The sequence below is a fragment of the Streptomyces luteireticuli genome, from assembly GCF_041519305.1.
In the GTDB taxonomy this organism is placed as follows: domain Bacteria; phylum Actinomycetota; class Actinomycetes; order Streptomycetales; family Streptomycetaceae; genus Streptomyces; species Streptomyces luteireticuli.
On sequence record NZ_CP167927.1, the window covers coordinates 6,982,029 to 6,995,206 of the forward strand.

Sequence of the window (13,178 nt, forward strand, 5' to 3'; positions counted from 1 at the left end):
GCCGGGCCGCTACCCGCCGATCAGCGGCATCGCCCCGAAGGAGTGCTCCCGCCACAGCCGGCGGGAGACCTCCTCGGGGTAGGCGGTGACGGCCGGGCTGGCGTCGAAGACCTGGGTGAGGCGGCGCTCGTCGTCGTACGCGGGCCAGCCGGGGTCGCCGTGGGCGGCGAAGGACGTCCACGCGGTGCGCATGCGGGCGGAGACCTCCTCCGCGACGGCAGAGGGCGGCTCGCCGAACAGTGCGGCGGGCTGCCCCTTGTCCAGGTTGCCGAACACCAGCGGGATGTCGAGGCCGTGGCAGGCGCCGAGGGCGCCGCCCATCCCGGGGGCGGGCCAGGCCAGCTCGTACAGGTGGGCGCGTCCGCCGCCGAGGGTCTGCGCCGTGGCGAGATGGAGGGTCGGCATGCGGAACAGCCAGTCGGACCTGACCAGTTCGTACAGCTCCTCGGGGCCCGCGGCCGGGAAGCCCTCGCGGTAGCCGCGGGCGCCGTCCGGGCCCGGGGCGAAGGCCCGCAGGGCCGCCTCCGCCTGCTCCTCCGTCACCCGGCCGAGCGTGCCGTCGATCAGGGAGAGCAGCCGCTGCTCGTCCCGGGTGTGGCCGACCAGGAGGTCCACGTCCCGGCCGGCGCCGTCGGCCAGGGCCTGCCAGGGGGCGACGGGCAGGACGTCGCCGTCGACGACGGGGGCGAGCGGGATCGTCCCCCGTCCCGCCTGTCCCCAGCGTTCCGCGGAGGCCATCTTGGCGGCGACCGCGTCGCCGGCGGCGGGCAGCCGGTGCGGGGCCACGGTGGACAGGTCCGCCACGGTGGGCCGCAGTCCCAGCTCCGCGGCGAAGGCGGCGGAGATGTCGGCGGCGAGCCCGGGGGAGAAGAACGTGTTCGGCACGCTCTGCGCGACCGCCCGGCGGAAGAGCCCGGCCGCGCGCTCCATCGTCAGCAGCGCGGCGATCGATCCCGCGCCCGCCGACTGGCCGAAGACCGTGACCCGGTCCGGGTCGCCCCCGAAGGCCCGGATGTTGTCGCGCACCCACTCCAGCGCCGCCACCTGGTCGAGCAGGCCCCGGTTGGCGGGCGCCCCCTCGATGTGCGCGAACCCCTCGATGCCGACACGGTAGTTGAACGTCACCACGACGACACCGCCGTCCCGCGCGAGGCGGGCCCCGTCCGTCTCGGGGAGGCCGGACATGCCGACGATATAGGCGCCGCCGTAGATCCACACCAGCACGGGGAGCCCCGCCCCCGGACGCGGCTCGGGCGACCAGACGTTGACCGTCAGCCAGTCCGTGCCCATCGCCTCCCGCGCCAGCTCGTCCATGCCCAGGGCGCCGGCCTGCGGCGGCGGAGGCCCGTACGACAGCGCCGGGCGCACACCGTCCCAGCCCTCGGCCGGCACCGGCGCGGCGAAGCGGAGGGCGCCCACCGGCGGCTCGGCGAAGGGGACGCCGCGGAAGACCGCCACACCCTCCTCCGAGCCGCCGCGCAGCGTCCCGGCCGCGGTGCGGACCTCGTGGGCGGAAGTCGTCATCGCTGCCCCTTCCCGGGCGGGGAGAACGCGTTCACCGGCCATCATGACGGCTGGGCCGGGACGACGGCCAGTTCTTTACGGAGCCCGCCCGGTTCCGGGCAGCGGGGCCCCGTCGGAGGATCCCTACCCGACGGGCCCGTGAGCCCTTGTCAGTGCCGGGTCGTAAGGTGAACTCCTCTGCGTGGCAATGTGAATCAGGGGGAATCGACCGAAATGGCGCGAAAGTACGGCATCGTGGTGGCCGCCGCCGGCCTGGCGGCGGTCGTGGGCCTGACCGGCTGCGGCAAGGGCGGTGACGGCGACAAGAAGTCGGACGACAAGAAGTCCGACAAGGCGGCCGCTTCGTCCCCTGCCGCCCCGGCCGGCGGCGGGCTGGAGAAGCTGTCCGGCAAGGAGATATCCGACCGGGCCAAGAAGGAGCTGCAGTCGGCCACATCGCTGCGGTTCAAGGTGACGGGCACCAAGGGCGGCGAGGCGATGACCGTCGACCTCGCCATGGACAAGCAGGGCAACTGCGTCGGCACGGTCGGCTCCGGCAGTCAGGGCGCCGCAGAGGTCATCAAGGTCGGCGACCAGGTCTGGATGAAGGCCGACGAGAAGCTGTGGAAGGCCCAGGCGGGCCCGCAGGCGGCGGAGCTGCTCAAGGGCCGTTACATCCACGGCCCGGCGAGCGACCCCAAGCTCAAGGGCATGACCACCGCGTGCGACCTGGCGGTGCTCCAGGCCAAGATCGGCTCCGGCGGCGACTCGGGCAAGGAGATCACGAAGGGGGCGCCCGGCTCGGTCGACGGACAGCCCGTCGTTCCGATCTCGGCGGAAGGCACCACGATCAGCGTCGCCTCCACCGGCAGCCCCTACCCGCTGAAGATAGACAACTCCAAGGACGGCAGCACGGTGCGGCTGACCGACTGGAACAAGCCCGTGCAGACGAAGACCCCGCCGGCCGACCAGACCATCGACGTCGAGAAGCTGAAGAAGCCGGGGGCGAGCAACGCCCTGTAAGGGCGACGCCTGCAAGGGCAGCGCCCCGCGCACACCCCGGTGCCTCCGTGCTCCGGGGCGCCCCCGCCGTGCCTCCGCCGCCGCAACTGCCGTTTTGGGTCCCCCGCCTGTCGGTCACTAGGATCCTCGGATGATCATCACAAAACGGCTGGCGGCGGGCGCCTGTGCGCTGCTCGCCGCACTGGCCGGGGGCGTCGTGCCGGCGCAGGCCGCCGACGGGCCCTCCAAGGACTCCCCGAAAGTCGAGCTCGTACTGGACGTCAGCGGCTCGATGCGTGCCCGCGACATCGACGGACAGTCCCGCATGGCGGCCGCCAAGCAGGCGTTCGGCGAGGTCATCGACGCCACTCCGGAAGGGGTACGGCTCGGCATCCGCACGCTCGGCGCCCACTACCCCGGTGACGACAAGACGATCGGCTGCCGCGACAGCAAGCAGGAGTACCCGGTCGGCAAGGTCGACCACACCGAGGCCAAGGCGGCCGTCGCCACCCTCCAGCCCACCGGCTGGACGCCCATCGGCTACGCCCTGCGCGGCGCCGACCAGGACCTGGGCACCGACGGCGGCACCCGCCGCATCGTCCTCATCACCGACGGCGAGGACTCCTGCGGCCAGCCCGACCCGTGCGACGTGGCGCGCGAACTCGCCGCCAAGGGCACGCACTTGACCATCGACACGCTCGGCCTGGCCCACGACGACAAGACCCGCGAGCAGCTCAGCTGCATCGCCGAGGCCACCGGCGGCACCTACACCACCGTCCGCCACACCAAGGAGCTCTCCGGCCGCATCAAGCAGCTGGTGCGCCGCTCCGACACGCCCGTGGACGAGGCCCCCAGGCCCACCAAGGGCGCCGACCAGTGCTCCACCGCGCCCGAGATCGGCGCCGGTGTCTGGACCGACCGCGAGACCTTCGGCGAGCACCGCTGGTACCGCGTCAAGGTCAAGCCGGGCCAGGAGTTGCGCGCCGCCGCGAGCGTCGGCGCCGACCGGCAGGTGGACCGCGACTACGGCGTGCTGGTGAGAGCCGTCGGCGAGAACGGCCAGGAGCTGGTGCGGGGTTCGGACGCGGGCAGCGGCCGCACCGATGTGATGGCCTCCGGTCTGCGCTACCCGGTGAGCAAGGCGAAGAAGGATGACGACAAGGACGCGAAGGTCGTCTGCCTGGAGGTCTCCAGCTCCTTCTCGGCCCCGGCGAACGTCAAGCGCGACCCGGGCCTGCCCGTCGAGCTGGCCGTCGACCTCGTCAAGTCCCCCGACAAGCCGTCCGACTTGGCGGCCTTCGGCCTCGGCCGGGGCTGGGTGCTGCTCGCGGTCCTGGGCGTGACCGGTCTGATCGCGGGTCTGCTGTGGGGCTGGCTGGCCCGCTGGCGCGTCGCGGTGTGGAGGGAGAACTGATGCGAATCCGACGTGCGTTGACCGCCTCCCTCCTGGCGGCCACGGCGCTGTTCACCGGGGCGGGCGCCGCCTCGGCCGGGAACACCGGCCAGAACGGCGACCCGACCGAGGCCGGCACCAGCTTCCGCACCGCCACCGCGATCAAGCAGGACCAGAAGGCCACCGCCGACGGCACCACCGGTGACTACCTCTACTGGCAGTTCCCGGCCGGTGCCGGTCAGCGGCCCACCGCCAAGGCGACCGTGAAGCTGCCCGAGCCGGCCGCCCGCCACGGCGCGGCCACCTGGCAGCTGGACGTCTTCGACGGACTGCGCCGCCGCCAGGCGTGCGCGGAGGGCGAGCAGACGAAGAAGGTGGCGCAGCAGGACACCACGGTCACCCTGACCTGCACCCTGCGCGTCGTCCGTCCGTACGCCGAGCGCTGGTCCGGCGACCCGCTGCCGGGCGCCTATTACGTCCGTCTCACCGTCGTCGACGGGCCCGACCAGGACATGGGCCTGCCGCTCCACGCCGAGGTCGAGGCGAACGCCGAGGACGCCGGCGGGAAGTACGCCGAGGGCGGCGAGCTGGGCGCCCCGCTGCACGCCGGGGCCGTCGCCGAACCCGAGGACGGCTGGACGGGCAGCTGGTGGTCGGACCGCTGGCTGTGGACCGTGGGCGGCGCCGTGCTCGGCGCGCTCCTGGCCATCGGCGGGTACACCCTGACCCGCCACCCGCACCGCTTCTCGCGCTGAGCGACGCCGAAGGCCCTCCCCGGTCCCGGGGAGGGCCTTCGGCGTTCCTGAGGCTCAGGTGTCTCAGTTGCCCGCGGGCGTCGCGCCGTGGACCGCGTCCACGTACAGATCGAGGAGGTCCTCGGTGAAGTACGAGCTGTAGGAGATGTCCGGGGTGTCGCCGCCGGTGTGGTAGCCCCCGATCACCCCGATCAGCGCGTACCCGTTCCCCGAGCGGATCAGGAACGGCCCGCCCGAGGTGCCGCCGATGTACCCGGCGCAGGGGATCTCCAGGAAGTCGCCCGGGGCCTTGGGGTCGGTGCTGGTGTAACGGCGGGTCGCGGAGCGGCAGTCGATCGGCTTGGGGTACTTGGCGTCGCTGCTGCCCGGGTAGCCGATCAGCCGTACGTCCTTGTGCTGGTACCCGGGGTGGAAGGCCAGGTCGAAGCCGCCGACGGCGCGTTCGACCGGCGTGCCGTCGTCCCGGTCGCCGAGCCGGACCACCGTGTAGTCCCAGCGCGCCCCGCCGTCCGTGCCCAGGTCGTAGTAGCGCTGGTCGATGTAGATGGCCTCGACGGGGAAGATCCCGTGCGGCTTGAGCCCGTCGTGGTACTGCGGCACGAACGACAGCCGCTTCTTGGGGTCGGGCCGGCGCAGGCAGTGCGCCGCGCTGACCGCCAGGTCGCGGTACGGGCTGTGGACGACCGTCCCGCCGCAGAAGCGACCCTTGTTCTGCCCGTCGGTCCAGAAGAACGTGCCCACCTGGGGGAGTCCGTCGAAGGGGCGGCTCGGCGGCACGGCACGGGCCGCCGGGACGTCGGTGTTGTCGTCGGCGGCGGCCGCCGAAGCACGGCGCGCGGCCTCCGCCGGGACGGCCGCGGCCATCCGCTCGGCCGTCCAGTACTCGTCCGCCGCGAGCGCCAGCGCGCGCTCCCCGGGATCGGCGGACGCGGACGGTGCGGGCACGAGGGGTGTGAGGGGCGTGAGGGTCGCGAGGCCCAGGAGCAGGGTGACGAGGCCGGTTACGGCGAGGGATCTGCGCATGAGCGTTCCTCTCCGGTGCGCGGGGCGCATACGAGGTGAGCGTGCCATCGTCCTACGGACGGGAGAGGTGTGGTGAGAGCCGGACGCGACAGGATTCACCAGGACGCCGGTATTCCGCCACCGGGCCGAGGGGGTCGCCGGCCACTGGCCGGAAAACGCCCTTCCGGGGAGCCATCAACTCCTGGTTAAGTCATGACCTGCTCGTAACCGGAATCCGACTAGTGCCGGGCGTCGGCGCGTGACAGGATTTCCGACGCGGCCCTCCCGGGCTTAACCACCCGTGAGATGCCCGCGCGAAGGGCCGCACCGAGAACGGGGGACTGGATGGCGGTCAGGGGGGACGGATCGGCGGACGACACCGGCAGCGCACTCGCGGTACGGCTCAACTACCTGTTCGCGAACATGCATCCACCGGGAGCGCCCTACACCAACGCGTACGTCGCCGAGGAGATCGGCAAGGGCGCGGAGGAGTACGGCGGGGTCACGGTGACCGAGCAGTATCTGTCGATGCTGCGCAACGGCAAGCGGAACAACCCCAGCCCGGACGTGCTGCGGGCGCTGGCGAAGTTCTTCGCCGTTCCCGTGTGTTACCTGATGGGCGGCCTGTCCGACTCGCAGGCCGCCCGGGTCGAGGACGAGGTGCGCTTCCTGGCCGCCATGCGCGACCAGCGGGTCCGCTCCATCGCCCTGCGGTCGGTCGGCCTGCCCCCCGAGGTGCAGGACAGCCTGTCCGCGATCATCTGTCAGTTCCGGCAGCAGATGAACCTGCCGGTCGACGCGCCCGAGGCGGGCGGTGAGGAGCACCCGTGACCGTCGCGGCGGACGACCGGCTCTTCACGTACTGGCGGCGGACCGAGGACGCCAACGACGAGGACGGTGCGGTCATGCGGGTGGCGCGGATACGCCGGCGCTGCGGGCAGCTCATCGACGAGCTCGCCCTGCCGGCGCGCACCGGTCTGCCCGCCCTCTGCGAGGCCGTCGCCCGCCGCGTGGGCCGCCCCATCCACCTCGTGCCCATGCGCCTGGACGGCGTGGTCTCCGGCATGACCGCCACCACCGACGACGCGTACTGGATCGTCTACGAGCTGCGCACCTCGCCCTGGCACCAGGCGCACATCGTGCTCCACGAGCTCGGCCACCTGCTGCTCGGCCACGACCAGGACCCCACCGTCACCGAGAACGCCCTCAAGGTGTGGACCCCCTCGGTCGACGTCGCCACCGCCATGCGCCGGATGGGCCTGGCCATGGGCCTCGCCCGCCACCACTGCTACGACGACCTCACCGAGCGCGAGACCGAGGTCCTCGCCACGCTGCTGATGGAGAAGGTCGTCCCGCCCCCGCCGGGCGAGGACCGTCCGCTCACCGGCCGGGCCGCCGTCCTGGCCGCCTCCCTCGGCCCCGCGCTCGAACACGTCCGCCGCGCCCGCGCGGACGAGGAGGGCGGTGGCGGTGTTTGACGCACTCTACCTGACCCTGTCGGCGGCCACCTGGGCCATCGTCGGCTACAAGACCCGCGCCTGGTTCCGCGACCGGGGCAACACCGACCTCGGGCTCACCGCGCTGATGACCGCCGGCGTACCCGTCGTCTTCCTGTTCTCCGCGCCCCGCGTCTACCGCGCCTTCGACCGGCTGACCGGTGTGGCCAACCTCGCGATGGTCTTCCTGTATTCGGCCGTCGTCCTCTTCGCCGCCGGCGCGACCGTGCTGCTGCTGCGCTGGACCAGCCGCGGCGACCGGGCGGCGCACGCCCGCGCCGTCGTCCGCTCCCGGCGGGCCGTGGCCGCCGTCGCCGTCGCCTGGACGGCCGCGATCGTCTGCTTCGCGCTCGGCCGCCCCGACGCGGTCGAGCACCCGCGGGACTTCTCCACCGCCTACGCCGACGCCCCCGGGATCGTCGCCTTCCTGACGCTGTATCTGGCCATCTTCGGCGCGAGCCTCGCCGGGCTCGGCGTCCTGTGCCCGCGCTACGCCGCCACCCTCGGCCCGTCCTGGCTCTCCAAGGGCCTGCGGACGCTCGCCGCGGGCTGCTGGCTGGGCCTGCTGTACTGCGCCTGCAAGCTGGCCGGCTTCCTGCTCACCTGGGCGGGCCGCGACGCGTACTGGCTCTCCAACGGAGTGGCCCCGATGAGCGCTTCCGTCGCCGCCCTCCTCGTCCTGCTCGGCTTCTCGCTCCCCGCGGCCGGCCCCCGGGCCGCCGCCTGGCGCCGTCTGCGCCGGCTGCACCCGCTGTGGCGCGAGGTCACCGAGCAGGTCCCCGAGGTCACCATCGGCGGCCCCCGCTGGACGGGGCGCTGGCCGCTGGCGGACCTGGAGTGGCGGGCCAACCGGCAGATGGCCGAGATCCGTGACGTCCAGCGCGGCGTCCGGCGGCATGTCGAGCCCGCGGCCCTGGACATCGCCCGCCGCCGGGCGGACGCGGCCGGCCTCGCCGAGCCCCGCACGGCCGCCGTCGTCGAGGCGGCGGCGCTGCGCCGCGGTCTGGCGAACCGGTTCACCGGCCATGTCCCCGATCCGCACGCGGACAGCGTGGTGGTGACCGTCGGCACCGACCCGGCGGCCGAGCACGAGCACCTGGCGCTCGTGGCGGACGTCTTCCACGACCGGCTGGTCGACTCCGTGCTCGACGAGCTGCGGTCGGCCGGCACGGCCCGCGCGCCCGGCTGAGGCGCGGGCCCCATGAACGAGGCGGCCATGGACGGGGGTCACGGCCGCCCGCGGCGCCGGGCGGCGCCGGGCCCGTACGTACGCGTACGGGACCCGGTGCCGCCCGCGCCGGTTCCTCCCTAGGCTCGGACCATGCAACTCACCGATGTGCGAACGATCGTCGACGACCCGCACGGCACCTACGCCGCGCTGCGGGAGGCCGGGCCCGTGCACCGCGTCCCGGGCACGGACGGCAAACCGGCCTGGCTGGTGACCCGTTACGAGGACGTGCGCGCGGCCCTCGCCGATCCGCGGCTCTCCCTCGACAAACGCCATGCCGCGCCCGGCAATTACACCGGGATGTCGCTGCCGCCGGCGCTCGACGCCAACCTGCTCAACATGGACCCGCCGGACCACACCCGCATCCGCCGCCTGGTCGTCAAGGCGTTCACGCCCGGCCGGGTGGAGAAGCTGAGGGTGCCGGTGCGGCGGGCCGCCGACGCGCTGCTCGACGCGGCCGCGGCGGACGCCTCCGGCACGTTCGACCTGATCGCCGCCTACGCCGGGCCGCTGCCCATCGCCGTGATGTGCGACCTGCTGGGCGTCCCGCGGGACGACCGCCCCGACTTCCGGTCCTGGACCGACGCGCTGGTCGCCCCCGACCCCGCGCGCCCGGAGGCCGCGAAGGAGGCGGTCGGTCACCTGATGCGCTTCGTCACCCGCCTGCTGGCGGCGAAACGGGCCGCGCCCGCCGACGACCTCCTCTCCGACCTCATCGCCGTCCGCGACGACGAGGGCGGCGGCCGCCTCTCCGAGGACGAACTGCTGTCGCTCGCCTTCCTCCTGCTCTTCGCCGGCTACGAGAACGTCACGCACCTCATCGGCAACACGGTCCTGGCCCTGCTGGACCACCCCGGGCTCCTGACAACCTTGCGAAAAGATCCGGACGGTCTTCCGGCCCTCGTGGAGGAGGTCAACCGCTGGGACGGGCCCGCTCCGCTGGCCATCCGGCGCTTCCCGCTGGAGGACGTCGAGATCGGCGGCATCACCGTGCCCGCGGGCGAGACGGTCCTCCTCTCCCTGGCCTCCGCCAACCGCGACCCCGCCCGCTTCCCCGACCCCGACCGTCTTGACCTGCGGCGCGGCGCGTCCGGCCAGCTGTCGCTGGGCCATGGCATCCACTACTGCCTGGGTGCGGCGCTCGGCCGCATGGAGGCCGAGACGGCGGTCGAGGCGCTGCTGTCCCGCTTCGACGAGCTGGAACTTGCTGTTCCGCGCGGCAGTCTGACGTGGCGTCCGACGGTGCGGGCGCGTGGCTTGATTTCGCTCCCGCTGCGAGGGATTTCGTCAAGACGAACAGGTTTTTGATGCATGGCCCATCCTTGATGAGGTAGAAAAGACATCGAGCCCGCCCGGTGTGCATCCCCCGTCGCACCGGGCGGGCCTTTGGCTTTTGGGGGCGTTGGTGTGGCGTGCGCCCGGTGGGCGGCGGGGGTTTTGCCCCCGGCCCGCCCTTTCACCGTTTCTTCCGGGGCTCCGCCCCTCGGCCCGCAACGCGGCTGCGCCGCGTTCGTCCTCAAACGCCGGACGGGCTGAACAGCCCGTCCGGCGCTTGAGGACAACCCGCGCGGAGCGCAAAGAAACGGTGAAAGGGCGGGCCAGGGGCAAAAACCCCCGGCCCAACGCCGGTCACCGCGTCACATCGGCACCACCCCCGCTCCGCTGCCGCGGAACCCCACCCGCATACTGCGCCCGCTGCAACTCGTACATCCCCCGGAACAACCCGTCCCGCTTCCCGAGCAGTTCCTCGAACGTCCCGCTCTCCCGGAGCCGCCCCCGCTCCAGCACATGGATCAGATCCGCGTGCCGCACCGACGCCAGCCGGTGCGTGATCAGTAGCACCGTCTGACCGCCGTCCGCCAGCTTCCGGATCTGCTCGAACACCTCCAGCTCCGCCCGCGCGTCCAGCGCGGACGTCGGCTCGTCGACGATGAGGATCCGCCCGCCCCGGTACCGCGCCCGCGCGATGCCGATCCGCTGCCACTGGCCGCCGGAGATCTCGTGCCCGCCCACGTAGCCGCGGGCGAGCAACGTGTCCCAGCCGCGCGGCAGTTCCTCCGCCACCCGGTCCGCGCCGGAGTGCTCCGCCGCCTCGGCCAGCCGTTCCCGCGCCGGCGGCCGGTCCGCGCGGCCGATCGCGATGTTCATCCGGAACGTGAACGGCCAGCGGTGGAAGTCCTGGCTGACCATCGCGATCCGGGCGAACAGTTGGGCCCGGTCCAGCTCCGCCGCGTCCACCCCGTCCCACAGGACGCGCCCGCCGGTCGGCCGGTACAGCCCGGCCAGCAGCTTGGAGACCGTGCTCTTCCCGGACCCGTTCTCGCCGACCAGCGCGACGACCCTGCCCACCGGAACGGTGAGGCTCACGTCCCGCAGCGCGACCTTCTCCACGGACGCCTCGTCCGCCTCGTCGCGCGGGTAGGAGAAGGTGACGTTCTCGAAGCGGATCTCCGAGAGGTCCTCCGGCACGGGCAGTCCGCCCACCGGGATGGCCCGCTTCGCGGACTCCTCGCACAGCCGCTCAAGGTCGCCCATGAACCCGGCCTCCTCGTAGAGGTTGTTGACCTGGAGGACCAGCGTGGACAGGCTCTGCGCCCCGGCCCGCGTGGCCAGGACGGCCGTGCCCGCCACCGACAGGTCCATCACCCCGGTCAGCAGCAGGCCGATCAGCGCCAGGTATGTCGCCGCCGTGGCGAGCCCGGTCAGGGCGGCGGCCAGCAGCCGCACCCGGGCCGCGTCCCGGGCCAGCCGGGTCTGCTCGGCCTCCGAACTCTCCGACATGCCGCGGAAGTGCCGCAGCATGAACGGCCCGACGCCGTGCACCCGGATCTCCGGCGCGGGTCCGGTCTTCGTCAGCGTCTGGCTCAACAGCCGCCCCGCCCGGGAGTGCTGCACCCAGCGCAGAAAACTCGTGTACCGCGCCCGGGAGTTGCGCAACGACGCCCACGACCGCGGCACCGTCATCAGTACCAGCAGCGGCAGCAGCACCGGATGCAGCACGGTCAGCACACCGGCCGCCGCCACGAACGAGATCAGCGCCCCGACCACCGCCGTGCAGTAGTGGATCATCCGGCGGGCCGACGACGCCCCGTACTGCGCGGAGTCCAGCAGCCGGTGGAACGCGGCGTCCTCGATCGCCGCCATCTCCACCCGGACGACGTGCTCCAGATACATCTCGGTCGCCACCCGCTCGACCTTCGGCTCCAGCCGCCCCTGCCCCGACGTCGAGAACGACTGCGCCACGGCCCCGACCGCGGACGCGAGCGCCGCCGCGACCATCGCCGGGGTCGCCAGCCACAGCCGGTGCTGGACGCTCCCGGTGAGCGTCACGGCGGCCAGCACGCTGTTCACCGCCACCAGCGCCACGGCCTGGGCGACTCCCCGGACCAGCTCCGAGACCCCCACGGTGCGCAGCGCCCGCCGGTCCGCCCGCCGGGCCAGCCGGACGGTCGTCGCCACCAGGTGCGGCAGCCGCTTCGCCATCGCCCACAGCGACATCTCCAGATACCGGCGCTCGTGCTGCGCCCACCCCGCGTCGTGCACCAGCGGCCCTCCGAAGAGCAGCCGCTCCGACTCCGATCCCGCATCCGACCCGGTGTCCTCCCGCGTGCTCACGCGGCCTCCCCGGGCCGGAGGCCGTCGCCCGGGCCGCCGTGTTCGAAACCGACGCGTTCGATTAACAACAGCCTGCCAGTGGTGTGCGTGTGACCGCCGTGACGGTGATGCACTGCGCCTCCTCGTTGACCTCGCACCGGAACATGCGCTCGGGAAACGGCGCCCTAACGGGCTACGTCACGGGCCCGCACGGGCGGTCCGTCGGTCGTGAGTACGAAGGGACGTCAACGGCCCAGCAATCCCAAGAGGGAGGCCGGAGCGGCCGTTGTGCGATTCACCCTCGCGTGGCCGTTCACCCCATCCGGGACTTGCTTCGCCCCAGGGAACGATCAAGAAACGGGGTCCGCCGGGCCGTGCGGGACCCCCGGGCCGTCCGGCGTTCGCGAACGCGGGGGCGGGGGAAGGGCGGGGACGTGACGCGGGCACGAAGAAGGCCGCCGGCCCGGCGACGGGAGTCGCCGGGCCGACGGCCGGGTACGGAAGGAGACCCGCCGTCTCACCCGCTGCCGGGCGGGAACTTCAGCAGCGCCACCGCCGCGATCATCTGGATGCTCACCGAGGCCACCGCCTTGCGCGTGGACAGATGGTGCTGCCCGCGGATCAGCAGGGTGGCCAGCGCGCAGCCGAAGGCGGTCGTCACGGAGGCCGCGGCGCGGACCGGGACGGAGCTCGCCGAGAGCCAGACGTCGAGGACCAGGCGCGGCAGGTCCGTGGCCCAGAAGATCAGGACGAACAGGCTCGCCGTGGGGCCGATACGGCCGTTGCCGCCGAGGCGGCGGGCGATGGCGTGGGTCACCAGGCCCAGCAGGACGCTGGCGAACAGCACGGCGGCCGAGCCGATGGCCATCGCCTGGAGGGCGAGGGACGGGCTCACGTCCCACTGTGCCCAGAAGGAGTCCTTGGCCAGGGTGCCCAGCGCCCCGCACAGCAGGCACAGGAACATGGCGGCTCCCCAGACGCTCCGGTCCCGGGCTTCGTCGAGGACCTCGACGGGCCGGTACCAGAGCCCGAGTATGAGCCGGTGCCAGAAGAGCCGGCGGGGTCCTGCGCCGGGCGTGCGGGGAGCGGTCGTGGTGGTCGGGGGCATGGGTGCCGTTCTATCACCGTACGGTCCGAAGCCCCGAGTCCGGGTCGTGTACGACGGTCCACGCGCGACGCCGGATGTCAAGGGGTCGGACGGCCCG

General features: G+C 73.1%; 11 protein-coding genes. 7 read left to right on the forward strand and 4 right to left on the reverse strand.

All coding sequences use genetic code 11. The features are described 5' to 3' along the window. Window positions 1-9: 9 nt before the first annotated feature. Window positions 10-1,524: a carboxylesterase/lipase family protein gene (locus tag AB8735_RS31360; protein ID WP_372410963.1), complete on the reverse strand. Its 1,515-nt coding sequence runs from the start codon at window positions 1,522-1,524 to the stop codon at window positions 10-12. Window positions 1,525-1,737: 213 nt separating this feature from the next. On the opposite strand from AB8735_RS31360, the gene AB8735_RS31365 reads away from it, so the two are divergent. From AB8735_RS31365 to AB8735_RS31375, 3 genes are all read left to right on the forward strand, one after another. After that, complete coding sequence (locus AB8735_RS31365; protein WP_344022143.1) at window positions 1,738-2,526, forward strand: hypothetical protein; 789 nt, start codon at window positions 1,738-1,740, stop codon at window positions 2,524-2,526. Window positions 2,527-2,656: 130 nt separating this feature from the next. Next, window positions 2,657-3,919 carry a VWA domain-containing protein gene (locus AB8735_RS31370; protein WP_344022145.1) on the forward strand — a complete coding sequence of 421 codons (1,263 nt, stop codon included), beginning with the start codon at window positions 2,657-2,659 and terminating at the stop codon, window positions 3,917-3,919. Next, window positions 3,919-4,653 (forward strand): hypothetical protein, encoded by a 735-nt coding sequence (locus AB8735_RS31375; RefSeq protein WP_372410965.1) that lies wholly within the window; start codon window positions 3,919-3,921, stop codon window positions 4,651-4,653. Before AB8735_RS31370 ends, AB8735_RS31375 begins: the two co-directional genes overlap by 1 nt. Before the next feature lie 63 nt (window positions 4,654-4,716). Here the strand turns inward: AB8735_RS31375 and AB8735_RS31380 are convergent, their stop codons facing one another. Next, window positions 4,717-5,676, reverse strand: a complete 960-nt coding sequence (locus AB8735_RS31380) for a serine protease (RefSeq protein ID WP_372410966.1) — start codon at window positions 5,674-5,676, stop codon at window positions 4,717-4,719. A gap of 324 nt (window positions 5,677-6,000) precedes the next feature. Here AB8735_RS31380 and AB8735_RS31385 point away from each other — a divergent pair, with 324 nt between their 5' ends. The 4 genes from AB8735_RS31385 to AB8735_RS31400 all read left to right on the forward strand — a co-directional run bounded on the left by AB8735_RS31385 (window position 6,001) and on the right by AB8735_RS31400 (window position 9,687). Continuing rightward, window positions 6,001-6,486 carry a helix-turn-helix domain-containing protein gene (locus AB8735_RS31385; RefSeq protein WP_372410968.1) on the forward strand — a complete coding sequence of 162 codons (486 nt, stop codon included), beginning with the start codon at window positions 6,001-6,003 and terminating at the stop codon, window positions 6,484-6,486. Beyond that, window positions 6,483-7,133, forward strand: coding sequence for a hypothetical protein (locus AB8735_RS31390; protein WP_344022154.1), 651 nt, complete (start codon window positions 6,483-6,485; stop codon window positions 7,131-7,133). Before AB8735_RS31385 ends, AB8735_RS31390 begins: the two co-directional genes overlap by 4 nt. Beyond that, a complete protein-coding gene (locus AB8735_RS31395) occupies window positions 7,126-8,340 on the forward strand; it encodes an MAB_1171c family putative transporter (RefSeq protein ID WP_372410971.1) in 1,215 nt (404 codons plus the stop codon). The genes AB8735_RS31390 and AB8735_RS31395 overlap by 8 nt, the downstream gene beginning before the upstream one ends. A 132-nt stretch (window positions 8,341-8,472) precedes the next feature. Continuing rightward, a complete protein-coding gene (locus AB8735_RS31400; protein WP_372410972.1) occupies window positions 8,473-9,687 on the forward strand; it encodes a cytochrome P450 in 1,215 nt (404 codons plus the stop codon). Window positions 9,688-10,008: 321 nt separating this feature from the next. Here the strand turns inward: AB8735_RS31400 and AB8735_RS31405 are convergent, their stop codons facing one another. Next, the gene (locus AB8735_RS31405) at window positions 10,009-11,994 is read right to left on the reverse strand and encodes an ABC transporter ATP-binding protein (RefSeq protein WP_372410973.1); all 1,986 of its coding nucleotides are present in this window, start codon (window positions 11,992-11,994) and stop codon (window positions 10,009-10,011) included. 496 nt (window positions 11,995-12,490) lie between these two features. Beyond that, complete coding sequence (locus AB8735_RS31410) at window positions 12,491-13,081, reverse strand: YIP1 family protein (RefSeq protein WP_372410975.1); 591 nt, start codon at window positions 13,079-13,081, stop codon at window positions 12,491-12,493. Window positions 13,082-13,178: the final 97 nt, after the last annotated feature.

Coding starts and splice junctions, on each gene's coding strand:
- AB8735_RS31375 (WP_372410965.1), top strand. CDS start 3,919: ATGCGAATCCGACGTGCGTTGACCGCCTCCCTCCTGGCGGCCACGGCG.
- AB8735_RS31370 (WP_344022145.1), top strand. CDS start 2,657: ATGATCATCACAAAACGGCTGGCGGCGGGCGCCTGTGCGCTGCTCGCC.
- AB8735_RS31380 (WP_372410966.1), bottom strand. CDS start 5,676: ATGCGCAGATCCCTCGCCGTAACCGGCCTCGTCACCCTGCTCCTGGGC.
- AB8735_RS31360 (WP_372410963.1), bottom strand. CDS start 1,524: ATGACGACTTCCGCCCACGAGGTCCGCACCGCGGCCGGGACGCTGCGC.
- AB8735_RS31410 (WP_372410975.1), bottom strand. CDS start 13,081: ATGCCCCCGACCACCACGACCGCTCCCCGCACGCCCGGCGCAGGACCC.
- AB8735_RS31365 (WP_344022143.1), top strand. CDS start 1,738: ATGGCGCGAAAGTACGGCATCGTGGTGGCCGCCGCCGGCCTGGCGGCG.
- AB8735_RS31400 (WP_372410972.1), top strand. CDS start 8,473: ATGCAACTCACCGATGTGCGAACGATCGTCGACGACCCGCACGGCACC.
- AB8735_RS31385 (WP_372410968.1), top strand. CDS start 6,001: ATGGCGGTCAGGGGGGACGGATCGGCGGACGACACCGGCAGCGCACTC.